Source organism: Corynebacterium occultum (assembly GCF_009734425.1).
GTDB lineage: Bacteria > Actinomycetota > Actinomycetes > Mycobacteriales > Mycobacteriaceae > Corynebacterium > Corynebacterium occultum.
In genome coordinates this window covers 891,892-918,890 of record NZ_CP046455.1, presented here as the reverse complement: position 1 = coordinate 918,890, position 26,999 = coordinate 891,892, and the positions used below count along the sequence as shown (strand labels likewise).

The 26,999-nt window shown below is 63.0% G+C and carries 27 protein-coding genes; 16 read left to right on the top strand and 11 right to left on the bottom strand.

Annotated features, from left to right (window positions below; translation table 11 throughout):
• Positions 1-51: 51 nt before the first annotated feature.
• Positions 52-1,503 (bottom strand): glyceraldehyde-3-phosphate dehydrogenase, encoded by a 1,452-nt coding sequence (locus COCCU_RS04310; protein ID WP_156230388.1) that lies wholly within the window; start codon positions 1,501-1,503, stop codon positions 52-54.
• Between the two features lie 136 nt (positions 1,504-1,639).
• Positions 1,640-2,656 (bottom strand): nitronate monooxygenase, encoded by a 1,017-nt coding sequence (locus tag COCCU_RS04305; protein WP_156230387.1) that lies wholly within the window; start codon positions 2,654-2,656, stop codon positions 1,640-1,642.
• 30 nt (positions 2,657-2,686) lie between these two features.
• On the opposite strand from COCCU_RS04305, the gene pth reads away from it, so the two are divergent.
• The gene (pth, locus tag COCCU_RS04300; RefSeq protein ID WP_407924153.1) at positions 2,687-3,346 is read left to right on the top strand and encodes an aminoacyl-tRNA hydrolase; all 660 of its coding nucleotides are present in this window, start codon (positions 2,687-2,689) and stop codon (positions 3,344-3,346) included.
• A gap of 196 nt (positions 3,347-3,542) precedes the next feature.
• Complete coding sequence (locus COCCU_RS14525) at positions 3,543-3,716, top strand: hypothetical protein (protein WP_197088434.1); 174 nt, start codon at positions 3,543-3,545, stop codon at positions 3,714-3,716.
• Positions 3,717-3,816: 100 nt separating this feature from the next.
• Here COCCU_RS14525 and COCCU_RS04295 read toward each other — a convergent pair whose 3' ends face one another.
• Positions 3,817-4,371, bottom strand: coding sequence for an NADPH-dependent FMN reductase (locus COCCU_RS04295; RefSeq protein ID WP_156230385.1), 555 nt, complete (start codon positions 4,369-4,371; stop codon positions 3,817-3,819).
• A 168-nt stretch (positions 4,372-4,539) separates the two neighbouring features.
• On the opposite strand from COCCU_RS04295, the gene guaD reads away from it, so the two are divergent.
• The 6 genes from guaD (at position 4,540) to COCCU_RS04265 (ending at position 9,710) form a co-directional block, all read left to right on the top strand.
• Entirely contained in the window at positions 4,540-5,796 is a 1,257-nt protein-coding gene (gene guaD, locus COCCU_RS04290) for a guanine deaminase (RefSeq protein ID WP_156230384.1), read from the top strand.
• Between the two features lie 39 nt (positions 5,797-5,835).
• A complete protein-coding gene (locus tag COCCU_RS04285; RefSeq protein WP_197088433.1) occupies positions 5,836-7,476 on the top strand; it encodes a peptide chain release factor 3 in 1,641 nt (546 codons plus the stop codon).
• Between the two features lie 299 nt (positions 7,477-7,775).
• The gene (locus COCCU_RS04280; protein ID WP_156230382.1) at positions 7,776-8,669 is read left to right on the top strand and encodes a hypothetical protein; all 894 of its coding nucleotides are present in this window, start codon (positions 7,776-7,778) and stop codon (positions 8,667-8,669) included.
• Positions 8,597-8,812: an HNH endonuclease gene (locus tag COCCU_RS14930; protein ID WP_197088432.1), complete on the top strand. Its 216-nt coding sequence runs from the start codon at positions 8,597-8,599 to the stop codon at positions 8,810-8,812. Before COCCU_RS04280 ends, COCCU_RS14930 begins: the two co-directional genes overlap by 73 nt.
• Positions 8,813-9,008: 196 nt before the next feature.
• A complete protein-coding gene (locus tag COCCU_RS04270; RefSeq protein ID WP_156230381.1) occupies positions 9,009-9,302 on the top strand; it encodes a hypothetical protein in 294 nt (97 codons plus the stop codon).
• 9 nt (positions 9,303-9,311) lie between these two features.
• Positions 9,312-9,710, top strand: a complete 399-nt coding sequence (locus COCCU_RS04265; RefSeq protein ID WP_156230380.1) for a hypothetical protein — start codon at positions 9,312-9,314, stop codon at positions 9,708-9,710.
• Here the strand turns inward: COCCU_RS04265 and COCCU_RS04260 are convergent.
• Together COCCU_RS04260 and COCCU_RS04255 are read right to left on the bottom strand one after the other, a co-directional pair.
• Complete coding sequence (locus COCCU_RS04260) at positions 9,701-10,141, bottom strand: PAS domain S-box protein (RefSeq protein ID WP_156230379.1); 441 nt, start codon at positions 10,139-10,141, stop codon at positions 9,701-9,703. The two genes, COCCU_RS04265 and COCCU_RS04260, sit on opposite strands and share 10 nt — an antisense overlap.
• 130 nt (positions 10,142-10,271) lie before the next feature.
• Positions 10,272-10,934, bottom strand: a complete 663-nt coding sequence (locus tag COCCU_RS04255) for a hypothetical protein (RefSeq protein ID WP_156230378.1) — start codon at positions 10,932-10,934, stop codon at positions 10,272-10,274.
• A gap of 350 nt (positions 10,935-11,284) precedes the next feature.
• On the opposite strand from COCCU_RS04255, the gene COCCU_RS04250 reads away from it, so the two are divergent.
• From COCCU_RS04250 to COCCU_RS04235, 4 genes are all read left to right on the top strand, one after another.
• Positions 11,285-12,529 carry an NAD-dependent epimerase/dehydratase family protein gene (locus COCCU_RS04250; RefSeq protein ID WP_156230377.1) on the top strand — a complete coding sequence of 415 codons (1,245 nt, stop codon included), beginning with the start codon at positions 11,285-11,287 and terminating at the stop codon, positions 12,527-12,529.
• Between the two features lie 50 nt (positions 12,530-12,579).
• A complete protein-coding gene (locus tag COCCU_RS04245) occupies positions 12,580-13,722 on the top strand; it encodes a glycosyltransferase family 4 protein (RefSeq protein WP_156230376.1) in 1,143 nt (380 codons plus the stop codon).
• Positions 13,723-13,927: 205 nt separating this feature from the next.
• On the top strand, positions 13,928-16,306 hold the full coding sequence (locus COCCU_RS04240) for an MMPL family transporter (protein ID WP_156230375.1): 2,379 nt from the start codon (positions 13,928-13,930) through the stop codon (positions 16,304-16,306).
• Positions 16,290-16,886, top strand: coding sequence for a TetR/AcrR family transcriptional regulator (locus COCCU_RS04235; RefSeq protein WP_156230374.1), 597 nt, complete (start codon positions 16,290-16,292; stop codon positions 16,884-16,886). The genes COCCU_RS04240 and COCCU_RS04235 overlap by 17 nt, the downstream gene beginning before the upstream one ends.
• On the opposite strand, the gene COCCU_RS04230 is transcribed toward COCCU_RS04235, so the two are convergent.
• Positions 16,883-17,914: a DUF1648 domain-containing protein gene (locus tag COCCU_RS04230; RefSeq protein WP_231598916.1), complete on the bottom strand. Its 1,032-nt coding sequence runs from the start codon at positions 17,912-17,914 to the stop codon at positions 16,883-16,885. The two genes, COCCU_RS04235 and COCCU_RS04230, sit on opposite strands and share 4 nt — an antisense overlap.
• Positions 17,915-18,000: 86 nt before the next feature.
• On the opposite strand from COCCU_RS04230, the gene COCCU_RS04225 reads away from it, so the two are divergent.
• Complete coding sequence (locus COCCU_RS04225) at positions 18,001-19,143, top strand: DUF6882 domain-containing protein (RefSeq protein ID WP_156230372.1); 1,143 nt, start codon at positions 18,001-18,003, stop codon at positions 19,141-19,143.
• 3 nt (positions 19,144-19,146) lie between these two features.
• Here the strand turns inward: COCCU_RS04225 and COCCU_RS04220 are convergent, their stop codons facing one another.
• From COCCU_RS04220 to COCCU_RS04210, 3 genes are all read right to left on the bottom strand, one after another.
• A complete protein-coding gene (locus tag COCCU_RS04220) occupies positions 19,147-20,214 on the bottom strand; it encodes an enoyl-CoA hydratase/isomerase family protein (RefSeq protein ID WP_156230371.1) in 1,068 nt (355 codons plus the stop codon).
• A 78-nt stretch (positions 20,215-20,292) separates the two neighbouring features.
• Entirely contained in the window at positions 20,293-21,150 is an 858-nt protein-coding gene (gene ppk2, locus COCCU_RS04215; protein WP_156230370.1) for a polyphosphate kinase 2, read from the bottom strand.
• A gap of 65 nt (positions 21,151-21,215) precedes the next feature.
• Positions 21,216-21,539, bottom strand: coding sequence for a putative quinol monooxygenase (locus tag COCCU_RS04210; RefSeq protein ID WP_156230369.1), 324 nt, complete (start codon positions 21,537-21,539; stop codon positions 21,216-21,218).
• 88 nt (positions 21,540-21,627) lie between these two features.
• Between COCCU_RS04210 and COCCU_RS04205 the strand changes: the two genes are divergently transcribed.
• Together COCCU_RS04205 and COCCU_RS04200 are read left to right on the top strand one after the other, a co-directional pair.
• Positions 21,628-22,107 carry a peroxiredoxin family protein gene (locus tag COCCU_RS04205; protein WP_156230368.1) on the top strand — a complete coding sequence of 160 codons (480 nt, stop codon included), beginning with the start codon at positions 21,628-21,630 and terminating at the stop codon, positions 22,105-22,107.
• Between the two features lie 27 nt (positions 22,108-22,134).
• A complete protein-coding gene (locus COCCU_RS04200; protein ID WP_156230367.1) occupies positions 22,135-22,695 on the top strand; it encodes a CueP family metal-binding protein in 561 nt (186 codons plus the stop codon).
• On the opposite strand, the gene COCCU_RS04195 is transcribed toward COCCU_RS04200, so the two are convergent.
• Both COCCU_RS04195 and COCCU_RS04190 read right to left on the bottom strand, forming a co-directional pair.
• The gene (locus COCCU_RS04195; protein WP_156230366.1) at positions 22,692-24,407 is read right to left on the bottom strand and encodes an alpha/beta hydrolase; all 1,716 of its coding nucleotides are present in this window, start codon (positions 24,405-24,407) and stop codon (positions 22,692-22,694) included. The genes COCCU_RS04200 and COCCU_RS04195 overlap by 4 nt on opposite strands.
• Positions 24,404-26,215: an ABC-F family ATP-binding cassette domain-containing protein gene (locus tag COCCU_RS04190; protein ID WP_156230365.1), complete on the bottom strand. Its 1,812-nt coding sequence runs from the start codon at positions 26,213-26,215 to the stop codon at positions 24,404-24,406. The genes COCCU_RS04195 and COCCU_RS04190 overlap by 4 nt, the downstream gene beginning before the upstream one ends.
• Before the next feature lie 118 nt (positions 26,216-26,333).
• Between COCCU_RS04190 and phoU the strand changes: the two genes are divergently transcribed.
• Positions 26,334-26,999: a phosphate signaling complex protein PhoU gene (gene phoU / locus COCCU_RS04185; RefSeq protein ID WP_156230364.1), complete on the top strand. Its 666-nt coding sequence runs from the start codon at positions 26,334-26,336 to the stop codon at positions 26,997-26,999.

Genomic DNA, 26,999 nt, shown 5'->3' with positions numbered 1-26,999 from the left:
GATTCCGGCCCGAGTCTCGGGAAGCTCTCAGAGCTGGCGATTCAGCAGAATTTAGATCTCGGCGGGGGCAACACGCCGCGGGAAGACCCGGGGGCGGGAATCCGCGAGGTGTTCCACAACCCGGATGACCTGGTTGGAGTAGCCGAACTCATTGTCGTACCAGACGTAGAGCACCAGGTGCCTGCCGTTGGCGATGGTCGCCAGTCCATCAACGACACCCGCATGGGTGGACCCGACGAAGTCAGAGGAGACCACGTCCGGGGAATCGATGTAGTCGATCTGCTGGCGCAGGGTGGAGGTCAGGGAAACCTGGCGCAGGAAGCTGTTGACATCCTCACGCTCCGCCTCCTTCTCCAGGGTCAGGTTCAGCACCGCCATGGAGACATCCGGGGTGGGGACGCGGATGGCATTGCCGGTCAGCTTGCCCTCGAACTCCGGCAGGGCCTTGGCGACGGCCTTGGCGGCACCGGTCTCGGTGAGCACCATGTTCAGGCCGGCGGCGCGGCCACGGCGCGGACCCTTGTGGAAGTTGTCGATGAGGTTCTGGTCATTGGTGAAGGAGTGGACGGTCTCGACATGACCGTGCTCGACACCGTAGCGGTCATTGATGACCTTGAGGACCGGGGTGATGCCGTTGGTGGTGCAGGAGGCGGCGGTGACGATCTGATCATCGGCGGTGATGTCGTTGTGGTTGATGCCGTAGACGACGTTCTTCAGATCCCCCTTGCCCGGCGCGGTCAGGACGACGCGGGAGACACCCTTGGCCTTGAGGTGCTGGCCCAGGCCCTCGCGGTCCCGCCAGCGGCCGGTGTTGTCGACGACGATGGCTTCGTCGATGCCGTATGCGGTGTAGTCGACGGTGGCGGGGTCATCGGAGTAGATGACCTGGATCTTGGTGCCGTTGGCCCAGATGATGTTGTTTTCCTCATCGACGGTGATCATGCCGTCGAAGGCGCCGTGGACGGAATCGCGGCGCAGGAGGGAGGCGCGTTTGATCAGATCGCCTTCGCCCTTGCTGCGGACGACGACGGCGCGCAGGCGGATGCCGCCGTAGGTGGCTTCACGGGCGATGAGGATGCGGGCCAGGAGGCGTCCGATGCGGCCGAAACCGTAGAGCACCACATCGGTGTGCTTCTGCTCGGAGTGGTCGCCGATCAGTTCGGCGAGCTCCTGCTCCAGGTAGGTGCGTAGGGCTGCGTCATCGCCGCCGCCCTGCTCTTCGAAGCCGACGGCCAGGCGGCCCACGTCGATGGAGCCGGAGCCCAGTTCCAGTTCCAGCAGCTGCTGCAGAACGGGGAGGGTCAGTGCGGGGTCGAGTTCCCGCTCGGTGATGCGGCGGGCGTAACGGTGAGACTTGAGAATCTCGACTGCGGTTTCCTTGACCAGCAGGCGGCCGAAGATGGTGGTGACCGCGTTGTGTTCGCGGTGCAGGCGACTGATCAGCGGAAGCATCTGCTCCGCGATGGTGATCCGCTTGTTCCAGTCGTTGACATGTGCAGCCATTGGTGTGGGCTCCTCCAGGGACACAAGAAAGTGCTGTTGACAATGATCCAGCCTATCGGAAGCTGCGGTTGCCCCCTGTCTTTGGGTGGTCCCGGGAGTTCACCCCCGAGGCACCCCTGAAGTTCCCGATCGGAAATTATGTCGGCGGCAGGGGCGGGATGTCCCCCACCAGATGGGCGAGGATCTCGGCTGCGGATCCGGGCTGGGAATGTGCTGCCCCGATCCCGGCCAGGCAGTAGGCGAAGTCTTGCTTTCCGCGGAGTGGCTTGAGCAGTGGGTTGAGGTAGGGGTAGATCGCCGGGGTGTCCGGATGAGCTTGGGTGTATGTGTTGAGCACTCCTCGGGCCACCCGGCCGGAGAAAGCCCGGGTGGACACGGTGTCCGGTGTGTGCGCCAGGATTTCCCGGTTGAAGTCACTGGTTCCGGCTTCTTCCGCGAGCAGGAAGGCGGTGCCGCAGGAGACCGCCACCACCCCGGGAAGCGTCAGGGTCTCAGCCACCTGGCCCGGGGTGCTGATTCCCCCGGCGGCGATGAGGGGGATGCCGAGGTTGAGCTTTGCGACGTCGTGAAGCAACCGCGGCAGGGATCGGCTGTCCGGGATATCTGCTACGGCCCAGGTGGAGCGGTGCCCGCCTGCTTCTGGTCCCTGCACCACCAGGGCGTCGGCACCTGCCCGCGCGGCCGCAGCGGCATCCTCCGGATTGGTGATGGTCACCCAAGCCTCAATCCCGGCTTCATGCAGCGTTTCGATCTCCTCCGGCGCGAAGGTACCGAAGGTGGCGCTGAGCACCGCAGGCCGGTGCTCCGCATTCAGTGCCGCGGTAAATTTTTCCTCCCACCCATTGGAGTAGTCCACCTGGGGAAGCTGGGGCTCTCCCAGGTCTGCCGCCCGGTAAACGGGGATCAGCTGCTGTCGGACCTCTTCCACCTCAGTCAGATCCGGCAGGGGTTTCTGCGGGGCGAAGAGGTTGAGGGCGTAGATCCCCTCCATCTGGTCCAGTTCCTCCTGCAGCTGTGTCACGCTCATGGTGCCGGCGGTGAGGAAACCCAGGCCACCGCCCGCCGTGACGGCCTTCGCCAGTGCCGGGGTGGAGGGTCCACCGGCCATTGGAGCAGCGATCACGGGATGTCGGAGGCCAGCGAGAATGCTCATGGGCGAAGGGTATATGGGAAACTAAGCGCCGTGTTCAGTTTCGCAGACCTCATTTCCCGCTTCTTCGGCCGTTCCCCCGACCCCGCCGAGGGTTCCTCCGGCACAGCCCCGGAGCCCGTTTTTGATCCGGAGTGGCTGGTGCTCGGCCTGGGCAACCCCGGTTCGAAATATGCCGCCACCCGCCACAATGTGGGGTACATGGCCATGGATGATCTGCTCGCCGCCGAGGGTGCGGTTCTCAGCCCCCTGAAGGGCACCAAGGCTGAGGTCACCCAGGTGGAGTGGGAGGGGAAGAAGGTACTGCTGGTTCGTTCCACCACCTACATGAACCACTCCGGACAGGCCGTGGCACCGCTCTGCGAGAAATTCGGGATCAGCCCGGATCGGGTGGTGTTGATCCATGATGAGCTTGATCTTCCCGACGGCAAGGTGCGGGTGAAACTGGGTGGTAATGAGAATGGCCACAATGGTCTGAAGTCCACCAGCAGTGAGCTGGGAACCCGGGATTATCTGCGGGTGCGGATCGGCATCTCCCGGCCGCCGAAGGGCACCCCGGTGCCGGATTATGTGCTCGCCCCGGTGGATCCAGGCCCGGGTCTCGACGCCGCGATCGCCACTGCCGCCGATGCCGCCCGCCTGCTGGTGACCCAGGGGTTGCAGCGCGCCCAGAATCTCATCCACGCCCGCTGATTCCGGCTGTTGGATGAGAGTTCCTTCATCCGTCTTTCATTTTCAACTCATAGCCGCTGACCAGGGAGTTCTTTCTTATTCGGGGGATTTTTCAACGCTGGCCAAGCCCGGTTCAGGCTGCTTTAATCCAGGTTGTGGCCACCACCGGCGGCCCCAGATGCACTCCCCCCACTATTTGAGAATCTAGGATCACCACATGGATATCGCAGTAATCATCGCCAGTATCCTGGCCCTGCTTTCCCCGCTGCTCGGCGGTGGCAACGCCATCCCCGTCCTGCCGGCACTTTCCTCCCAGGTCGCAGACTTCGATGACGATTGGGATGATCGTTGGGACGATGACGACGACTGGGACGATCGCTGGGACGACTAATCAGTTGTCTTAAATGTGCAGTGGCCCCGCACCTGGTCTCAGGATGCGGGGCCACTGCCGTTTTTTCAGTTGTGTCACCCTCACCAGGCGACCGGAACAATTACCTGTTCATGATGGTGACGGCTTCTTCCAGGGAGTTGAGCATGCCCTCGAGCTCGCCGGCGCGACGCTCCCCCGGGGCGAAGCCTTCTTCATCGGCGTCGGCGAAGATGGAGAGCTCCACCTGGTTACGGACATCGATCTGGGCGAAGTTGGACACGATCTGACGCCACTGCTCGATGGCGCGGATGGCGTTGGAGGCACCGTAGCCGACAAAACCGACCGGCTTGCGGAACCACTCAGACCCCAGGGAGTCATAGGCATTCTTCATCGGGCCGGGGACACCGTGGTTATATTCCGGGGTGACGAAGACGAAACCGTCGACACCGTCGATGGCCTTCGACCAGGCTTGGACGTTCGGGTCATCGTACTGCTTGTTGGCGGCACCCGGCACCACGCCGGAGGTGAGCAGCGGGACATTGAACTCGAGCAGGTCGATGATCTCGTAGTCGAAGTTCTCGCTGCCGCGGGCCTGAGCACCCTCCAGGACCCACTTGCCCACGGCTTCGCCGAAACGGCCCTCGCGCACACTACCGATGATGATGCCGATTTTCATGTCTGTACTCCTCAAATCAATGAATCAATTTGTTGACCTGTTACATAAATGACAGCGTGGGGTTTCCCGAGGCATGAACGCATGTCTTCCCCGACACTACGCTGGAGGAACAGGTTTTTCAGACCTGATATCAAGGCCCCGCCAACCCCTCCGAAGACAGGTGCCGCCATGGATATCCACCTCGGCCACGTGATCACCCCCTTGAGCGGATCCCGGGAGCTGCTGGATCTGCCCCGCGGCGCCGTCACGGTGGAGCAGGGTCGAATCATGTCTATAACCCCCTGGGACGGGACACCCCACCCCGATGCCACCATCCATGACCACGGTGAATGCCTCATCATTCCGGGTTTTGTCGACACCCATGTCCACTATCCACAGATCGGGGCCATCGCAGCACCAGGCCCGGATCTGGCGGGCTGGCTGAAGCACCACATCTACCCCGCCGAGGCCCGCTTCGCCGATGAGTCCCTGGCCGATGCCACCGCCGAGTTCTTCACCAGTCAGCTGATCGCCAACGGGGTGACCACAGCGGCGGTCTTCGCCACCGTCCATCCGGGCAGCGTCGAAGCCCTGTTCCGTCATGCCCAGAGGCATAACCTGCGGATTCTCAGTGGCAAGACCTGCATGGATCGTAATGCCCCGGAAGAGTTGCTGGACACCCCGGAAAGCGCCCTCGCAGAGTCCGCCCTGCTGCTCGATCGTTGGCACGGTCAGGGCAGGTTGGAGTACGCCATCACCCCACGTTTCGCCCTTTCATCCTCGCCGGAGCAGCTCCGGAACCTGGGGGAGCTGGCTGCCGCACATCCGGAGGTGCTGGTGCAGACCCATCTTGCGGAGAACCGGGAGGAGTGCGAGCAGGTGGCGAAATTATTCCCGGATGCACTGGACTACACCGATGTTTATGAGCAGGCGGGGCTGGTCCACAACCGCAGCATCTTCGCCCATGCCCTTCATCTCTCCGGGCGGGAAGTGGGTGCCCTCCGTAACAGAGGGGCTGCCGTCGCCCACTGCCCCAGCTCGAATTTCTTCCTGGGTTCAGGGGTCTTTGAGCGGAACCGATTCCAGGGCATCCCGATCGGCCTGGGTTCAGATATCGGGGCGGGCACCAGCCTGTGTCCGCTGGCCACCCTGCGTGCCGCCCATAGTGCCGCTCGCCTGCAGGGTGACACCCTGGATGCCGCGGAACTGCTGCACCTGGCCACGCTCGGCGGCGCTGAGGCACTGGGCGTCGATAAGCGGGTCGGCTCACTGGAGGCGGGCAAGGATGCGGATCTGGTGGTTCTGGATCCGGAGAGCTCCCCGATTCTGCGACATCGGGCGGACCAGACCACAAATACCGCGGAACTGCTCTTCGCGGTGATCATGCTGGGCGATGAACGCGCCGTGGCACAGACCTTCATCGCCGATGCCACTCCCCTGCGCTAATTGGCTGCCCACCGCATCTGCGAAGTACTCTGAATAACCATGAGTTCTCCGACTGCCGCCGCCGAGGCATCCCGCCGCCGCACATTCGCCGTCATCGCCCACCCCGACGCCGGTAAGTCCACGTTGACCGAGGCCCTGGCGCTGCACGCCCACATCATCTCCGAAGCCGGTGCCACCCACGGCAAGGCCGGCCGCAAGGCCACCGTCTCCGACTGGATGGACATGGAGAAGGACCGTGGCATCTCCATCGCATCCTCGGCCCTGCAGTTCGAGTACGCCCCCGAGAACCACGAGGGCGAGCCCTACATGATCAACCTGGTGGACACCCCCGGTCACGCCGACTTCTCCGAGGACACCTATCGTGTCCTCACCGCAGTCGATGCCGCGGTCATGCTTATCGACGCCGCGAAGGGCCTGGAACCCCAGACCCTCAAGCTCTTCCGGGTCTGCAAGGCCCGCGGCCTGCCCATCATCACCGTGATCAACAAGTGGGACCGCGTCGGCCGCGAGCCGCTGGAACTGGTCGATGAGATCGTCACCGAAATCGGTCTGCAGCCCACCCCGCTGTACTGGCCGGTCGGTGAGGCCGGCGATTTCCGCGGCCTGGCCAAGGTCGGCGAGGAAGGTGAGACCGAGGAGTATGTCCACTTCACCCGCACCGCCGGCGGTTCCACCATCGCCCCGGAAGAGTTCTACACCCCCGATGAGGCCCTGGAGCGTGAGGGCGATGCCTGGGAAACCGCCGCTGAAGAGGCCGAGCTCTTGGCCGCCGATGGTGCCCTGCACGACCAGGAGCTCTTCGAAAACTGTGAGACCTCCCCGCTGATCTTCGCCTCCGCGATGCTGAACTTCGGTGTCCACCAGATCCTGGACACCCTCTGTGCCCTGGCTCCGTCCCCGCGTGGCCGAGCAGCCGACCCCAAGGCTCTGGCCGTTGCCACCAGCGCCATGGATGAAAAGCGGGAGCCCTCCGATGACTTCTCCGGTGTGGTCTTCAAGGTGCAGGCCGGTATGGACCGCAACCACCGCGACACCCTCGCATTCATGCGTGTGGTCTCCGGCGAGTTTGATCGCGGCATGCAGGTCACCCATGCCCAGTCCGGCCGCAGCTTCTCCACCAAGTACGCCCTGACCGTCTTCGGTCGCACCCGCTCCACCGTGGAAGCCGCCTACCCGGGCGATATCGTGGGCCTGGTCAACGCCGGCTCCCTGGCACCCGGCGACACCATCTTCGATGGCCGTAAGGTCCAGTTCCCGCCGATGCCGCAGTTCGCCCCCGAGCACTTCCGCACCCTGCGTGCGAAGTCCCTGGGCAAGTACAAGCAGTTCCGCAAGGCCCTGGAGCAGTTGGATTCCGAGGGCGTGGTGCAGATCCTGCGCAACGAAGCCCGCGGCGATGCCGCCCCGGTGATGGCAGCTGTCGGCCCGATGCAGTTCGAGGTCATGCAGGCCCGCATGGAGGTCGAGTACAACGTCGAGACCGTCGCTGACCCGATTCCCTACACCGTGGCCCGCCGCACCGACGCTGAAACCGCCCCGAAGCTGGCCCGCCAGCGCGGCGTGGAGATCTTCACCCGCACCGATGGCGAACTGATCGCCCTCTTCGGTGATAAGTGGCGCCTGCAGTTCATCCAGAAGGAGAACCCGGACTTCACCCTGGAAAGCCTGGTCGCCGACTAGAGTCCCCCGACCGAAAATTCAACCGCCAGTCCCTCCAATGCGAGAGGCTGGCGGTTTTATTCTGGGCCGAGAATCTGGCGGGGATTTTCACCTGTACCGAGCACTCATCCCGAGGGATCCGCTCTCCATTTTCGAACATGTATGCGTGTAGGATTTCCCGAACGGGTGCCCCCACTGTTTCATGGCATGAGCTGGGTAGATAGATTCAGGATACCCCCAGGGTGGCGGGCATGTCCGGGCCCTGTCCCAGCTTCGATATCGAACACGCATTCCATGCACGAGCCTGCCCAGGAACACCTATGCACACCACCCCACACCCCTACTACCGCCACACCGACCCCGCCGCCTGTTGGACCACCCACCGCAACCGCCAGGACCTCACCTTCTGGACAAGTGTCACCCCAGACGACGACGCCGATATCGACACCACCACCTCCCACCTCGCCGCCCGCACCTCCTTGAGCACAACCACCACACTGACCTGGCTGTCGATCGTCCAACTCCTGCGCCACTACCCGGTGCTGGCTGCCCACAACCACGACCTCGGCCTGCTCGACCACCCCAGGCTGCGCGCCATCGAACACGCCCTGATCGCCGTGGACGACCCCGACATCATCACCGAGGTCGATAAGCACCTCACCACCTTCCTCACCCCCACCAAAGCCGCGGAAGCCCTCCCGGGGCCGACAACCATCCGCCGGTTCCTTACGCCACCTCCTCGGAAAACTCGACCCCCGGTCGCCGAACACGACACCCACCCAAGAGCCCTGGGCATCCACTTCCGCACCACCGGCACCGCCGAGGACACCACCCTGCATGACGCCCTGCTGGGGCTGCTCCGCGGGACGATGCACAGCCCGAAGGTGGTGTACAACCTCTACGGACCAGACGGTGACACCCCGACCTATCTGGCAGGAGCCGGCTACCTCGATGACCGCCAGGCCCGACGTTGGGCCGAACGGATCACCCACACCCGCACCATGGACACCCCCCGCCCACGCCACCACCCTGGCCTACCGGCCCACCGAGGAAATCATCCGGGCCGTGAAAGGGTCGGGACGGGACCTGTCGGGGGCCGGAGGACTGCGGGATCGATGCCGAGGCCTGCGATGTTGATCATGTGCTCAACCACACCGCAGGGGGTCCCACCACGCCCAGTAACCTGCAGTGTCTGTGTCGTAGGCATCACCTGAGGAAAACCCGTGGGGATCTGAACCTGGTGATGGATCCGCAGGGGGTGTGTAGCTGGGTGTATCCGGATGGTGATGTGGTGGTCACCCACCCGCGGGGGCCCTTGTCTCGGCCGAGCAAACTGTTTGCGCAGTCGTTTATGTAGCGTCGTGCCCAACGGGTCAACAAACGCCGTACCGCCCCGACCCCGGAGGGACACACCCGGGAGGAGGAACCACCCTTCTAGGCAGTCCCCCATCCCGGGCGTTCCACTTTCATTCTCCTTGATCCAGGTCAAGGAACCAGGGGGCAATCGCCCATAAATTAAAGGTCAGAGAGGAAATCGAGAGAAAGGAATCCTCATGAACCATTCTGAAAAGACCGCCCAGCTGGTTAACCTGGTGGCCCGGGTGCACGGCCCCAGGCATCCCCAACTTGCCGAGGTAAAGAGTCTCTTCCACGAGGTTAACCAGCACTATCCGGAGTTGAATGACATCCACACCCCAAGCCTTGAGGAACTCAAGAGCAAACTGGCCCGAATCCGGGAGCTCTCCAATGATTTCCACACCCCGGCTGATGGTTGCGAGGGTTATCAGATGATGGATGCCAGCCTCGCCAAATATGAGGAGGTCGTGCTGTCCAAACTGGGGGGCTAGGCTTGGGACATGGGTTTCTTAGACCGGATCCTTGGCCGTAACCAGGGTCCTCTGCACATTGTCCCGCCTGCGGACCTCCCCGTCACTGAGGTTGAGCTCCTACAGGTCCACACCGCTGAGCAGTTGGTGATCCTCACCACCAGCATCAATGGTGCCCGGGCGATTATCGACGCTGCGCGTAATGCGGTGCCGAAGCAGTTGCGTTGCAAGGAAGCCCGCCCTGTCTCCTTGATTCCCCAGAATCACAGCAGGTCATCGCCCACCTTGGACCCCAAGTTGGGTTGGCTGATTCCGATCTCACCGGGCACTGCAGCGGAACTACTCAAAATCGACCGCCCGGGCGAGTATGAACTGGAGCATCTGAATCTGGCTCTGGTGGTGCAGAAAATGCCGGAGGATCAGGACTGAAGCCGCGCTTTCAGTTCTCGGAGCTCACGACGCATCTCCTGGGTCTGCTCCCACTTCACGCCGACATCACGCATGATTGCGGCGATTGATCTGATGCTTCCCTCCGAATCCTTGAACATGGTGATGGAGAATTCCAGGGCGACCCGGGAACCATCGGCCCGCATACCCGGGACGGAAAGCGGCTCGGAGCCATAGCGGGTCTCCCCGGATTCTATGACGCGCTCCCAGCCGGTCCAGTGGGCACGGCGGTGTTTCTGCGGGATGATGATGTCCAGAGACTGTCCCCTGGCGTCCTCCGCCTTATGGCCGAACATCTTCTCCGCCCCGGAATTCCAGAGCAGGATCCGGCCCTCACGGTCAGCCAGGACGACGGCATCACTGGTTTCCTCGACGATGCGGGCGGCAAGCTCATTGAAACGCTCTGTACTCATCTGGGTTTTCCTCACTTTTAAGCCCATTTAAATCGTGTTAAAGACCTTGCCCATCAAGTCTTACCCCAGAAAAATGAGCACCGACACAAAGTCGACACAAAAATGCCCGCGGGCGTCGATAAGCGCGGGTTTAAAGCAGGGAAAACACGCCGAAGAGGATCAGTGCCACTGCCACCACATAGCTGGCCAACTTGACCATCAGATCTCGGCGGGTGCGCAGCGCCTCGAAGGCACGTCCCATCGGACTATAGGGGTAGGCGCGGACCATCCCGATGAACACCGCCGAAATTGCAGGCAGGCTCAGCGCCAGGCTGGCGTAGATAACCATGCCCGCATAACGGATCCACACGTTGTAATCCCCTGCTGAGAGCACCGCCAGACCCGCGAAGAAGGGGACGGAGGTGAGCGACTGCACGATACCCAGACCCAGACCCATCAACACGGTCTTATAGGAGGGGGTCTGCAGAGGGCCGATGATCTTGGCGATCATCTTCTCATCCCCATCCCCGGAACCTCGCAAGGCCAGCAGCAGGGAGAGCAGACCGGCGCCGATCAGCAGGATGCCGAAGAAGGGGGATTCCAGGGCCTGCTCGACCACATCCCCCAGGCCGTCGAAAAGTGCCATGGTGAGCAGCGCCAGGAGGAAGACACCCAACCAGTCACCGGCGACCAGGAGGGTGGCCACCTTCCGATAGGGCCCGGTGCGGGGAAGCATGATGCCGAGGGCGACGATGACGCCGATCAGGAGCACGTTGAGGGAGTCCAGCAACGCGAATGACACGGCGTGAAACAAGGGGCACCTTCTTGGATTTCGGTATCAGGTGGAACTTAATGCAGGATACGTGGCTCTGGCCCCAGCCCCACAATGCAGGGGTTAAGGGCCCAAAGGGGTGTAGCGCAACCCCCTTTGCCCGGTGAATTTATCAAGACCCCCGATCATGCCCTTTGCCTGCACATTTACTCCGGAATTCACCTTTCAGCCACCCACGATCCAGTCAATCCCACCCCGAAATAAGTAAAAACTTCACCCGTGTTAGTCCACTTAGCCTGCCGGATGCCGTTCGGCTGCCTACATTAGGGGGAAGGCCACCGGCATGTTTACCCGGTGTCGTTTCCACCTGCCCTCTACCCATGGGAGACATAGTGAAGATCGCGATTCTCGGCGGTGACGGATTCTGCGGCTGGCCCGCAGCTCTGCATCTTTCCGATCAGGGACATGATGTCGTCATCCTCGACAATCTTTCCCGACGTCGAATCGATGAGGAACTCGGCACTTCCTCCCTCACCCCGATCCGTGGCATCGAGGAGCGTCTCAGTGCCTGGCGTGAGGTCTCGGGCAAGGAGATCGGTTTCGAGCATCTCGACATCGCCCGTGACTACGAGGGGCTGTTGAGCTTCCTGCAACGCTTCCAGCCTGAGGCGGTGGTTCATTTCGCAGAGCAGCGGGCCGCCCCCTACTCCATGAAATCCGCCGGCCATAAGCGCTACACCGTGGAGAACAACACCAGCGCCACCCATAACCTGCTGGCCGCCATCGTGGAGAGCGAACTCGATATCCACGTGGTGCACCTGGGCACCATGGGTGTCTACGGTTACGGCACCGCAGGCATGAAGATCCCGGAGGGATACCTCAATGTGGAGGTGCCCACCGAGGATGAGGGGGATAATATTTCCCAGCAGATCCTCTATCCCTCCAACCCTGGTTCGATCTATCACATGACCAAGGTGCTCGATCAGCACCTCTTCGCCTTCTACGCCAAGAATGACTCCCTGCGGATCACCGATCTCCACCAGGGAATCATCTGGGGAACCCACACCCCGCAGACCGAGCGGGATGAGCGTCTGATCAACCGCTTCGACTATGACGGTGACTACGGCACCGTGCTCAATCGTTTCCTGATGCAGGCCGCGGTCGGCTATCCACTGACCGTGCACGGCACCGGCGGGCAGACCCGCGCTTTCATCCACTTGCGGGACATGGTCCGCTGCGTCGAGATCGCCCTCGAAAACCCACCGGCCGCCGGGGAGCGGGTCAAGATCTTCAACCAGATGACCGAGACCCACCGCGTCCGTGACCTGGCGAACCTGATCGCCGAAATCTCCGGTGCAAGCGTGGAGATGGTGCCCAACCCGCGCAAGGAATCTGCCGAGAATGATCTCCACGTGGTCAATGAGACCTTCCTCAAGTTGGGGCTGAAGCCCACCACCCTTTCTGAGGGCCTGCTGGTTGAGGTGGAGGAAACCGCCCGCCGCTACGCTGAGCGGGCTGATCTCTCCAAGATCCCGGCGCGTTCCCTGTGGACCGCCGAGCAGATTGCCGGTGAGCCGGAGTCCCTGGCCGTGGAGTCCCTGATCGCCGAGCAGAGTGTTGACGCCCTGCAGCGTTAGATAATCCTGACCCAGCACCTTCTCCCCCTTGGAAGTAGTTTCAGCCACAGATGCGTATCGCCATGTTCACCGAGGTTTTCCTGCCGAAGATCGATGGGGTGGTCACCAGGGTGACCCGGACTCTGGATCAGCTCGCCGAACTCGGACATGAGGTGCTGATCTTCGCACCCGGTGATCCTCCGGAGGTCTATGCCGGTTTCGAGGTGGTCAAGGTTCGTTCCATGTCGTTCTGGCCGGTTTATCCGGAGTTGAAATATGGGTTGCCGACTCCGGCGATCGCGAAGCGGATGGCGGAGTTCAAGCCGGATGTGGTGCATGCGGTCAACCCGGTGTGTTTGGCTGCCTACGGGGTGCTTTCCGCCACGCGGCGGGATCTTCCCCTGGTGGCCAGTTTCCACACCAATATCCCCGAGTATGTCGATGAGCTGCGGATCGGTTGGTTGCGGCGTCCCGCCGAGAGCTGGATCCGGACCTTGCACAATAAGGCGGAGCTGAATCTGTGCACCTCTGATCCGATGGTGGAGAAGGCTGCTTCGGTGGGGATCAATGATGTTGAGCTCTGGCCGAAGGGGGTGGACACCGTCGGTTACACCCCGCAGCGTCGTTCCCGGGAGATTCGGGAGAAGCTGAGTGGTGGTCACCCGGATTCCCCGATCGTGATTTATGTGGGCCGGATGAGCCGGGAGAAGAACCTGAATCTGCTGGCCCGGATCATGCCGGCGCTGCGAGAGAAGGTGCCCGGCGCCCGTTTGGCGATGGTCGGTTCTGGCCCGCATCTTTCTGAGTTGCAGAAGGTGCTGGACCCGGCCTGGGCCACGTTCACCGGCTATATGTCGGGGGCGGACCTGGCGGGGGCTTTCGCCTCGGGGGATGTCTTCATCTTCCCCTCCTTGACCGAGACGCTGGGGTTGGTCGCCCTGGAGTCCATGGCTTCCGGTATTCCGGTGGTGGGTGCCCGCGCGGGGGGTATCCCGGATGTGATCGATGAGGGAAAGACCGGTTTCCTGGTTGATCCTTCGGCACCGGCCGAAGAATGGGCGGCTCCCCTGGCCCGGCTGCTCAGTGATGATCAGCTGGCGGCCCGGATGGGTGCGGCGGCCCGGGCGGAGGCGCAGCGGCACTCCTGGCGTAGTTCCACTGAGGTGCTGGTGGACAAGTATGAGGCGGCGATCGCAAAGCATCAGCGGGGCTGAGTTCGTTCCTTCGACCGGTGTCTGCATTCCTTGCTGAGGGTGGTGCCGGAATCTGGAGCCCGGGGGACCTCCCTGGCGCATTGGGAATTGGTGTCACTTCAAGTTAAACTTGCACGATGTGTGCAAGTTTGCCCGGATCATGCAAAATTCTGGTCCGGCAGCCGGGCACGTCCTTCCACGTCGAGAGAGAATTCAAGGTTTTCTGATGGCAAAACTGCTCTACCGGTTAGGCTCCTCCGCCTACCGTAAAAAATGGATCTTCCTGGCTTTTTGGCTGGTGCTCCTGATCGCGATCACCACCTTCGCCGGGTTGTTCTCCAAACCCACCTCCTCCTCTTTCTCCATCCCCGGACTGGATTCCGTGGTCACCATGGAGAAGATGCAGGAACGTTTCCCCGACGCCGAGGACGCCACCAGCGCCCCTTCGGGTTCCGTCGTGGTCCAGGCCCCGGAGGGCAGGACTCTCACTGACCCGGAGATCATGGCTGAGGTCAACGCCATGCTCGATGAGGTCCGTGCGACCGGGGTGATCCAGGATCCGGAGACCGTGGTCGACCCGGTCACCGCCGCCCAGGGCCTGGCCGCCCAGATGACTCCCGCGTTGGAGGCACAGGGAACCCCGGCGGAGAAGATTGCCGCGGACATCGCCGCCCTCAGCCCGCTGAGCCCGGATGAGGCTACCGGCATCATCTCCTTCACCTTCGATGCGGAGTCCGCCATGGACATCGCCACCGAGGACATGGAAGCCGTCACCGCCATCTTGGATGAATACGATGAGGGTGAACTGACGGTGGTGTACAACGGCAACGCTTTCGGTGCCGCCGCCACTTCCCTGAACATGACCTCCGAGCTCATCGGTCTCCTGGTCGCCGCAGTGGTGCTGATCATCACCTTCGGTTCCTTCATCGCCGCGGGCATGCCGCTGATCTCCGCGATCATCGGTGTCGGCATCGGTATCATGGGTATTCAGCTGGCCACCGCCTTCACTGACTCCGTCAACGACATGACCCCGGCTCTGGCCTCCATGATCGGCTTGGCGGTGGGCATCGACTATGCGCTGTTCATCGTCTCCCGTTTCCGTAATGAGCTGATCCGCCAGTCCGGTTCCAATGACCTGGAACCGAAGGAACTCGCCCAGCGGATCCGGGACATGGATGTGTCCACCCGCGCCCATGCCATGGGTATGGCTGTGGGCACCGCCGGTTCGGCGGTCGTCTTCGCAGGTATGACCGTACTCATCGCCCTGGTCGCGCTCTCGATCATCAACATCCCCTTCCTCACCGTCATGGCCCTGGCCGCAGCGGTCACCGTTGCGGTGGCTGTGCTGGTGGCCCTGACCTTCCTGCCGGCTCTGCTGGGGCTGCTGGGCACCAAGATCTTCGCCGCCCGGGTTCCCGGACCGCGGGTCCCGGACCCGGAGGACGAGAAGCCCACCATGGGTCTGCTCTGGGTCCGACGCATCCGCAAGCGCCCCATCGCCCATCTGGCGGTCGGTGTCATCCTGCTGGGTCTGATCGCCATCCCGGCCGCCAGCATGCGCCTGGCTATGCCCACCGACGGCACCGCCACCCCGGGCACCGCGCCGCGGATCGCCTATGACATGACCGCCGATGCTTTCGGCCCGGGTCGCAACGCCCCGATGATCGCACTGGTTGACACCACCGAGGTCCCGGAGCAGGAACGACCCCTCGTCTTCGGCCAGGCGGTGGAACAGTTCCTGAACACCGATGGTGTGCTGAACGCCCAGGTCGCCCAGACCACCGAGAATTTTGACACCGCCCAGATCCTGATCACCCCGGAGTTCGACGCCATTGATGAGCAGACCTCCGAGACGCTGAGCATCCTGCGGGCCGAGGCCGCCGACTTCGAGGCTGAGACCGGCGCGAACTACGGCATCACCGGTGTCACCCCGATCTACGATGACATCTCCGACCGTCTCGGTGAGGTGCTGGTCCCCTACATCCTCATTGTCCTGGTGCTCGCCTTCCTGGTGCTGCTGCTGGTGTTCCGTTCCATCTGGGTGCCGCTGATCGCCGCCCTGGGCTTCGGGCTCTCCGTGGCCGCCACCTTCGGTGCGACCGTGGCCATCTTCCAGGAGGGGTGGTTCGGCATCATCGATGACCCGCAGCCGCTGCTCTCCTTCCTCCCGATCATGCTCATCGGCCTGGTCTTCGGTCTGGCCATGGACTACCAGATCTTCCTGGTCACCCGTATGCGGGAAGGCTTCACCAAGGGCAAGACCGCCGGCAACGCCACCTCGAATGGTTTCAAGCATGGGGCCCGTGTGGTCACCGCCGCAGCCCTGATCATGATCTCGGTTTTCGCCGCGTTCATGGCCCAGGACATGTCCTTCATCAAGACCATGGGCTTTGCCCTGGCCGTCGCCGTGTTCTTCGACGCCTTCATCGTCCGGATGATGATCATTCCGGCCACCATGTACCTACTCGGCGACAAGGCCTGGTGGCTGCCGAAGTGGCTGGACCGGATCCTGCCCAATGTCGATGTCGAGGGTGAAGGTCTCCATGAGCTCAATGAGGAGCGCACCCGGGAACTGAAGGAACACGCAGGTGTCGGGGCTTCGTAACACCAAGAAGGCCGCCACCCGTTCCGCCCTGGCCCGTTCCGCGGCCGAAATCGCGCTGCGGGAAGGCGCGGAAGGGTTGACGGTTGCGGCGGTCGCCGCTGCAGCCGGGGTTTCCCCACGCACCTTCCACAACTACTTCACCTCCCGTGAGGAAGCCCTGATGAGCTTCATCGGGGAGCAGATCGAGCACCTGCTGGTCCGCCTCAACGCGGTGCCCGCAGAACTGGATCTGCTGGCGGCGGTGGAACACCTGGTGGCGGAGAACCTCCGGACCGGGGACGCGGAGACCGAGTCCTTCGGTTCGCTCTTTCGGCTCAATGAGATCCTGGAGATCCTCTCCCCCGCCCCGGGTAGGCCGGAGCTGAATGCGCTGCTGGATCCGCTGCTGCCACTGATGCGCCCCCGTTTCCCTGAACTGGGGGATTTTGAGGCGAGGGTGGCGATGCAGGTCATCGGCACCACGATCCGCACCGCCCTGGAGTGGTACTACCACCTGCCTGAGCCCCGGGACCCCGAGCAGGGCATCGAGCTGGTGCACCGCGCCTGCCGGATGATCCGACAGGGTTTCTACCCCGGCTAGAGGAAGGCCAGCGCCAGGCTACCCAGCAGGATCAGGGCCACCATCATCATGAAGGCCTTGGCCTGCCAGGTGGCGTAGTTGAAGTCCATGCCCAGACCGTGGCGCTTCTCCACCATCACCCGCGGATCCTCAGAATTGTGGTAGAAGACCCCCCAACGGAAATTCTTCTCATCCTCCTGGGGATCCGGCGCCGAGCCCTCCGGAATTTCCAACTTCCGGAGGGTTTCCTGTACCTTGCTGCTGGCCCCGACCAGGTAGGTCACCAGGAGCAGGGAGCCACCGATCACGCCGAGCGTGCCCAGGATGGTCACCACCCCCAGGTGTTCATTCCATCCGGGCAGTGTCATCGTGAACTGGATACCCAGGAAGAAAAGCAGCAGCACCGCCGCCAACCAGCGCAGTCCCTGCACCGTGGCCGCCAGGTTCACCTGATGTGCCAGGCCGCCCCGGGTCACTCCCTCCGGGTCCTCGACATTCCGGATGGTGGCCACCAGGGTCACCTCGATCAGCAGGAAAAGCAGCGCGATTCCCCCCGCCACCAGGGGCATCATCAGCACGGTGAACAGGGATTTCTCCGACCAGGCATCAGCTTCCAAACCGGAACCGAAATGGGTGGCGAAGCGTTGCGGGATCTCCTCCCACCGGGCCAGCAGATAGACGGAGCCCCCAAGGAAGAGCGCCAGGATCCGCAACCAGCCGGACCAGGCGAGCTTCGCTTCCGTGGCCTCCCAGTAACCCTCCCCATGTCGCCAGACCCGCACCCCGGCGAAAACCGGGACCTCCCCACGCCCGGTGAAAGGCTGATGGGTCCGGGCCCAGGCATCATTACCCCAGGAACCCAGGGCGAGCAGGGCGGCGGCGAACAGCAGCATGTCTGGCCACAGCACCCCGGTCAGGGCGAGCAGGGCGGCCAGCACCCCGAGGCCCACCGCCCGGCCGCGGTGGCCGGGGGCGTCGAAAAGCGGGGTGAGGCTCTGGAACACCGCAATCACCAGGAGCAGAACCGCGGTGCCGGCGGCCAGGATCATCAAGGGATCTCCTTCCCGGGAGTCAGGGGGCTGGAACTCCAAGGCTATCCTGGGAGTGGTTCTTCCCCCTCAAAACGAAGGTCGTCATGCAACTCCCCCACCCCAGCACCCTTTCCGAGGTCATCGCCGATGGTGCGATCGTCCAGGCCGATATCAGCGCCCGGATCGGCCACGTCGACCAGGTGAAACTGGTTCGGGGAACGGAGCAGGAGGTGCAGGTTGCGCTGCTGTGCCAGGGCCGGAACCCCAGCTACCACCAGGGCAGGATCGTAGCCGAGATCAGGGAAGATCGCTGGCAGTGGCGGGAAAGCACGACGGATTTCGACCTCCCCGAACTGCAGGGGGAGCAGGAAGCCTCGGAACATCTGATCGCGGCCGCCCGCACCCTCCACGGGAATGCGCCGGTGCTGCTGGCCCCGGACCGCAACGGGGTGACCTGGGTGGTGGCGTTGCAGGGAGAATTCCGGCAACAGGCCCCACGGGAAGCCCTGATCACCGGCCTGGCCGCACTGCCGGCAGAGATTGACCTTCAGCGTGCGCTGCTCGGTTTCGCCGCGGCCCGCGGACTGGGGGTACGCATCCGGGAGGAGCAGGTCAGCTTCAGCGACGGCACCACCCTGCTGCTTGCCGACGGCCGCGTCACCCGCATCCTCGGTGGTCTCAGCCTCGCCGAAATTCGGGCCGACGCCCACTACCTCTCCATCGAACATCAGCTGCTCCTGGAGGGCACCCTCCCCCAGGCGAACAGCACCTTCAACGATTCAGGGGTGATGCTCCACAGCGCCACCGGAGCCAGCATCCAGACGCAGGCTGATGTCATCGCCACCGTCGAAGGAAACACCTGGACCTGGGCCTGGGCAGATCCCTCCCTCCCCTCACCACGGGCAATGGAACTACATCGCTTCGGGATCGACAACGGCATCCCCGAACTCTTCACCCCTTCCCTGCCCCTGGAGATGGCACGCGAAAGCCAACTCTGGGTGGTGGCCAAACCGGTGCTGCACCGCTGGGTTCACACCACCATCCCCCAGGGCCGGGGATACGCGGTGCTGCTTATCGACGCCCCCGAACTCCGCCTGCCCGACGCCAGCTTCAACGCCGCGCAAGCCACCCTGGCCCATGAACTGCCCACCGGCCTCGACCCGCAGCGGGCCCGCCGCGCCTATGCCCAGGCCCGGGGGCTTTCCCTGCAGGGGGAATGGATCGAAGTGGCGGGGCAGCTGCTCTGAGTCCTAGGTGAGGAGGCTGCGGTACTTCTCCACATCCACCTCGGCGGTGCTGGCCGGGCTGAAGGAAGGGCTGCGGTCCTTGTCCACCAGGACCGCGCGCACCCCCTCCACGAAGTCCGGCTCACGGCGCAGCATCTCACCCAGGATGATCTCCAGGCCCAGCGCCTCCCGCAGGGTCGCGGCGGAACGGCAGGCCCGGAAGAATTCAGCGGTGGCCACCACTGAGGTCGGACTCGACACCGCCATCAACTCACGGACCTTGGAACGGAACTCTGTGTCAGGGTGTGCCTGCAGTGCGGTCTCAATCTCCGCCCAGGAATCCTGGGCGAAGCACTCCTCGATGGCATCCTCATGGGATGACCACTCCGAATCCCGCGGCGGTGTCGTCGCATTCTCCGTCAGGGCGGCAGCAATGCCACGGTCGATCATCGCATCCATGAAATTCTGCAGGTTCTTCGAGAAAATGACATGGGTGGCCACCCCGCTCCAGATCAGGTCCGCCGGGTTGAGCCGGGCTCCGCTGAGACCGATGAAGGCAGCGAGTGCCGGGCTGGCCTTCCCCTTCTCCCCCACCATGCGTTGTGAAGCGTAGGCAACCCCCACATCGGTGAAATAACCGATCGCCATCTCCGGCATCGCGGCGAAAGCCCGTTCGGTGATTATGCGGTGCGAACCATGCAGGGAGATGCCCCAGCCACCACCCATGACCACACCGTCGATGAGGGAGACATAGGGCTTTGGGTAGTTGGCGATGAAATGATTGAGCTCATATTCCGCACGGAAGAACTCATCCACCACCCCCTCATTGCCGGCGAGAATCTCCGAACGGGCGAAACGGACATCACCGCCGGCACAGAAACCACGCTCGCTATTGGAGTAGAGGAGAACCTGAGTGACCGCCTCATCGGTCTCCCAGAACTTCAGCGCCCGGGAGATCTCGGCAATCATCTCCGGGTTCAGGCTGTTGATGGCCCGGGGGCGGTTCAGCTCCAGAACTCCGGTGTTACCGCGGATATAGGAGCGGACCTCTGGATCTACTTCAGTGGCTGGTTTGGCTACATTCTCAGTCATGCCGACAGTGTCTCACAGCACACTTAGCCGTGTTGAGTTTATTCCCCCACATTTTTCATTAGCTGATATACAGAGCTGCTACTTCTTCTTCGTCCGGTTGCGCTTAAGCTCCAGCTTCGCCGCCACATCCGGAACATAACGGAACTCCTCCCGCGGCGGACGTTGATATTCGCGCTCACTCTTCGGACGCTTCGGAATATCCGGCAGGGGGCGGTCGATCTTCTCATAGGGGATCGTCGACAGCAGATGGCTGATCACATTGATCCGCGAACGCTTCTTATCCTCACTCTCCACCGTGTACCAGGGCGCGGAGGGAATATCCGTGTGGATGAACATCTCATCCTTGGCCCGGGAGTAATCCTCCCAGCGGGTGATCGACTGCAGATCCATCGGCGAGAGCTTCCAACGACGCAGCGGATCCTCCAGCCGGGACTGGAAACGGGCGATCTGCTCCTCATCAGAAACAGAGAACCAGTACTTACGCAGCATGATCCCGTCCTCCACCAGCAGCCGCTCGAAGATCGGGGCCTGGTGGAGGAAACGGCGATACTCCTGGGAGGTGCAGAAACCCATGACCCGCTCCACCCCGGCACGGTTGTACCAGGAACGGTCGAAGATCACGATTTCACCGGCGGTGGGAAGGCGTTCGACATAACGCTGGAAATACCACTGCCCCTTCTCCCGGGAGTTGGGGGCGGGGAGCGCCTCAATGCGGGTGGTGCGGGGGTTGAGGTACTGGGTGATCCGTTTGATTGCGGATCCCTTCCCTGCGGCATCCCGGCCCTCCATGACGATGACCACCCTGGCACCGGTTTCCACCACCCACTGCTGCATGTCCACCAGCTCCGCCTGGAGCCGCTTGAGTTCATGCTCATACTCCCGCTTGGACAGCTTGGAAGGTGAGTTTTGTTGCTCGCTCGTGTCCTTTTTTCCCATGCCCTTAAGATTACCCCGTGAATTTCCCCATGGCCCTGCGAAGGGCTGGCGGGGATATCCGGGGGTTAGTCGACCTGGAACTCGGCCATCCGGTCCCACTCGCTCTTGCCCTCGATGAGGGTGTTGATGATCTGCGGGGTTTCCAGCAGGATCTCCGGGAAGAGGTTGGCGGCGTCCTGGAAGTGCTGGGACTTCACATGGGCCTCGGCGGCATCATCCTGGAAGGCCTCGATGAGGATGTACTCATTGGGGTCATCGGTGTTGCGGGACCAGTCGAAGAAGATGCAGCCCTCCTCGGCGCGGGTGGCCTCGGTGAAGGCGGCGACCTTCTCCCGGAAGTTCTCGACATACTCGGGACGGGGACGGAAACGGACGTTAATGAGAATCATGAGCCCGAGGATACGCGGTGTCAGTGGAAAGATCCCGCCGACCCGGCTTAAACTGAGAGCCAGATCACAATATCCCAGGAGGCCTGTCATGCCCACCACCGATGATGATGCCACGCTGCTGCAGCTCCAGGTCTCCGAATGGGTGAATGGGCCTGAACTTAACCTTGAGGAACTCAGGGGCCGGGTGCTGCTCATCGAGACCTTCCAGATGCTCTGCCCGGGATGTGTCACCGCTGGGATCCCCCAGGCACAACGGGTGCACCAGACCTTCGCTGCTGATCAGGTACAGGTCATCGGCCTGCACACCGTCTTTGAACACCATGAGGTGATGGGGCCGGAGGCGCTGAAGGTGTTCCTCGCGGAATTCGGGGTCCGTTTCCCGGTGGCGGTGGATCTCCCGGTTGAGGGTCATGTTGTTCCGGCGACGATGCGCCACTACCGGCTGCAGGGAACTCCCTCCACCCTGCTGGTGGATCGGAAAGGCAGGGTCCGCAACATCCACTTCGGCACGATGGAGGATCTCGCTCTCGGGGCCTGGCTGGGTACCCTGCTCACAGAGTCGGAATAGCCGCCAGAGGTTGATATTCTCAACCTCATGAAGCTGCCCTCTTTCCTCACCGTCGGTGTTCTCGCACTCCTCGCCCTCAGTGGCTGTGCCGCTGCCGACACGAACCCGGAGGCCACCCACTCTGCCCTGGCTGATTTCGAGGGCCAGGATGCCCGCACCCTCATCGAGGAACTTGATGCCACCCCGGTGGCGGAGCGCCGCAGCGACATCATGGCCTCCATCCGTGCCGATGAGCTGCTGATCAGCGATGCCAGCGGTGCAGAGATGGCACTCCCCCTGCCCGCGGATGAGTTCTATGTTTCGGTGGCACCCTACGCCACCCAGACCCATGACTGCTTCTATCACAGCCTGACCACCTGTCTCGGGGAGTTGGACAACCAGGCGGTCCAGGTCAAGGTGGTGGCGGCGGATGGCGGCATCCTGGTGGATCAGGAGATGAGCACCTTCGACAATGGTTTCCTGGGACTGTGGCTGCCCCGGGACATCAACGCCACCCTCAGCATTGAGCATGAGAGGAAGAGCAGCACCCAGGAGATCAGCACCGGTGCGGAGGCCGCCACCTGCCTGACCACTCTGCAGCTGACCTAACCGACCACGTCTTCGCGGTCACCACTGATGTCGAGGGCCTGCTCCAGCAGTGGTTTCAGCTCCTGGATCTGGGGCACCGAGAAACCGCTGTCCTCGCCGGCGATCGCCGCCCACCCATCCAGCATCGCATCCCCGTAGTTGTGGCCGTGCCCGTCGGGCACCGCCTGTGCCATCGGTAGATCCGCCGAGACCTGCAGGAAGGTGATCAACGGCATCCAGGTCATGGCCGGAAGCCGGTCGAAGCCGGGTTGTTCATCCAGCCAGTCCGGCTCCCGCAAGATCAGCTTCGGTGACCACCACACCACCGGGTCGGAGGGGTGCTGAATGTAGAGCACCCTGGTCGGGCCCCAGGCATAGTCGCCATAGGCGTAATTTCTGATCTGTTCCTCATTCTCAGCGAAGCGCACCACCGTTCCACCCCCATATTCCGGCAGGACCTCGCTGCTGCCGGGATCACGGCGGTCCACGAAGGCGCGCCACAGGGAGTTGAAGTTCGGCGGACCAGTCAGCAGGATGCCATCCACCGAGTTGGCGATGTCACGGATCCCGGAGAAGGCTGCCTCCACCCCGGTGGAGCCCAGCGATTCGCCATAGAGATAGAGCTTCGGGCGGGTGTCCGCCGGGAGGGTGTTCCACCAGTCGATGACCGGGGTGATCAGTTCCCGGCCAGCCTGGTTCACCTCATCCCCGCCCGCCAGAAAATGCACCGGGGAAGGCAGGTAGGAGTACTGCACCGCGGCATAGGCGGTGTCCCCGCCGTACATCAGCTCGAAGGCCTGCGCGGCCTGGGGGTTCACCCAACCGGTGCCGGTGGTGAAGTGCATGACGATGGCTTCCCGCTCGGTGGCTCCGGTTCGAAGGAACTCATCGATGATCAATTGGGCACGCTCGGCGTTGGTGGGCGCATTATCCAGCCCGGCGTACACCCTGATCGGTTCCTCCGCGGGTTCACCCGTCAGCTCCGCCAATTCCTCCCGGTGGAGTCCCTGGTTGAGAAAACGCATGCCATAACGTCCGAGCCCCTCCCACTCAGCGAGGGACTCCGGGCTGCCGGAACGTTCCGGCACGGTGGGTGGCACATCCCCTGGTTCTGCGTTTTGATAACCATTGGCCAGCAGTGTTTCCGCACCCCGGACAATGGTGCCGGGGATGACCTGCTCCACCAGGAACACCCCGATGATTGCGGTGAGCAGCCAGGATGCCACCACCCGGTAACTGGGCAACCAGCCCAGCAGCATCCCGCCGCCTTTACGGGTCAGCCAGCGGATCCCCCGGGAGAGGAGGACCAGCAGCAGCCACAGCCCCAATCCGATCGGCAGCACCAGGAGGAACTCCCAGAGGGAATAGGCCTGCGAGCCGGTCAGCTCCGCAATGCCACGTTGCCAGCGCAGCGAGAATAACACCATGCCCAGCAGTGCCAGGAGGGAGAGAACATTCAGCGTGACTTCCCCGATATCGCGCCATTTCGCCGGGACCTGATGCAGCCGAGGTTCCAGATGGGGACGCAGCCTCTCCCGCAGCCAGAGATCCCAGAGGAGGTGGAGAAACACCCCGATCCCGTACCCGAGGGCGGCAGCCATCCCGGAGATCAGGCCCTGATAGAAGAAGGTGCGGGGCAGGAGCGAAGGGGTCAGTCCGAGGGCGAATCCGATGGTGCCGCAGATCAGCCCCCAGGGGTGCAGGTTCCACTGACGCCACCGCTGCCAGGTCATTGATCGAGCTGCTCCGCCAATTCCATCCACTCCATCTCCAGGCCCTCCCGTTCATCCCGGATCTGGTGCAGTTCGGTGTCCAGATCCGCCAAGGTGGCGGTGTCCATCTTCTCCGCCGCAGTCGCCATCCCCGCGTTGAGCTTCGTGATCTTCTGATCCAGCTTGACGATCTTGCGCTCCAGGGCATTGAGCTGCTTCTGCATCTCCCGCTCCTCCTGGGAGCTCAGGCCAGGCTGCTTCCCCGGGGCCACCTCGCTTTTCGCCGCCGTGTTCTCCCCGAGGTTGATCACCCCGGTGTTGGACGCCTCCATCACGGCCCGGCGGCGCAGGTATTCCTCGATGCCGCCGGGCAGGTTGGTCAGCTTGCCATCCCCGAAGAGCGCCCAGGTGGTGTCCGCGACACGTTCAATCAGGTAGCGGTCATGAGAGATGACCACGAGGGTGCCGGGCCAGCCGTCGAGCAGGGATTCCAGCTCCTGGAGGGTGTCGATGTCCAGGTCGTTGGTGGGCTCATCGAGTAGCAGCACATTCGGCTCCGCCATCAGCACGCGGGTCAGCTGCAGTCGGCGGCGCTCACCACCGGAGAGGTCACCGACCGGGGTGCGTTGCCGTTTCGCGGAGAAGCCCAGACGTTCCGCCAGCTGGGAGGCGGACATCTCCTTCTTGCCCAGCTGGACATAACTGGCCACATCCTCCACCGCCTCCAGGAGGCGCAGTTTCGGGTCGAGGTCATCGAGCTCCTGGCGCAGCCAGCCGAGTTTCACGGTCTTGCCTTCGATCCGCTTTCCGGCGCTCAGGGGATGTTCCCCCGCGAGGGTGCGCAGCAGGGTGGTCTTACCGGAACCGTTGACACCGACCAGGCCGATGCGCTCACCCGGGGCCAGGCGCCAGGTGAGGTCCTCCACCAGGACCCGGCCATCCGGGGTGGCGACGGTCGCGTCCTCCAGCTCAATGACGACCTTGCCCTGCCGAGAACGGGAGAAGGCCATGAGCTCAACGCTGTCGCGTGGGGAGGGCACATCCGAGATCAGTGCTTCGGCCGCCTCGATGCGGTAGCGGGGTTTGGAGGTACGGGCCGGGGCGCCCCGGCGCAGCCAGGCCAGTTCCTTACGCGCCAGGTTCTGGCGTCGCTGCTCAATGGCATCCGACTGGCGGGCCCGCTCAGCGCGGGCGAAGGTCCAGTCGTTGTAGCCACCCTCATAGGAGTCGATCTGGCCGTCATGGACCTCCCAGGTCTGGGTGGCCACGGTGTCCAGGAACCAACGGTCGTGGGTGACCACCACCAGGGCGCTGCGCCGCGAGAGCAGGTGCTGGGCCAACCACTGGACACCTTCCACGTCCAGGTGGTTGGTGGGCTCATCAAGGATGATCAGGTCCAGATCCTGGACCAGTGCCACCGCCAGGTTCACGCGTCGACGTTCACCACCGGAAAGCCCACCGACCTTGGTGTCCAGGCCGAGATCGACGATCCCCAGACCACCGAGCACCTCCCGCACCTTGGCGTTGGAGGCCCATTCGAAGGTCTGCAGGCCCAGCGGGGCGAGCACCACCTCAGCGATGGTGTCCTCGGGGTTCAGTTCAGCACGTTGGGTGACCACCGCGAGGGCGAGATCACTGTTGTGGGAGACTCTGCCGGAATCCGGTTCCTCGACCCCGGAAAGCACCTCCAGCAGGGTGGTTTTGCCACCGCCGTTCAGTCCGACGACACCAATGCGGTCACCGGTCTGCACGCCGAGGCTCACGCCGTCAAGCAGCGTCTTCAAGCCAAAGGACTTGGATACATTTTCAAGGTTGATCAAATTCGCCATGTCGGACTCATCCTAGTTCACGACACCAACCCAGGCATGCACTACGCCAGTGGCAATCCCGTCCCCTGAGAATTTTTCCCCTCAGGCAGAGCTCGCAGTGACTTCCTATAGTGGTGATATGCGCACCTCATATCAGGAAAAGCTCAACCAGCTCTCCCATGACCTGCTGGTCATGGGGGATGCGGTCCGGGACATCATGGCCGATGCTTCCACGGCTCTGCTGCAGGGGTCCTTATCCGCTGCGGAGGAGGCGCTTTCCCGCGCCGGGCAACTACCTGAACTGCAGAGCCGTTGTGAGAGGAAGGCGGTGGAGATCCTGGCCCTGGAAAGCCCCAAAGCGCGGGATCTGCGCCAGGTTCTCTCCTCGATCCACATCGCCTACCACCTCCACCGCATGGGGGAACTGGCCACCCACATCGCCCAGTCCGCCCGCCGCCGGCACCCCGCCAGAGCAATCCCGGCGGAGATGGTTGAGGAGTTCGGGCAGCTGGCGCAGGCCGCCCAGAACATGACGCTTAAAACCCGGAACCTGCTGGTGTCACCGGACACCGACACTGCCCTGGAGTTGGAGCAGGATGATCAGTTCATCGATGAGCTGAGCACTTCCCTGCTGAGCCGGATGACCCAGTCAGAGTGGCCGCATTCCGCCCGAGAGTCGGTGGACACCGCCCTGCTGATCCGTTTCTATGAGCGCTACGCCGATCACTGCGTGAATGTGGCGGGGCGGGTGGTGTACCTGGTCTCGGGGTTGAAGCTGGAGGATTATCTCGCGCAGCAGGAATGA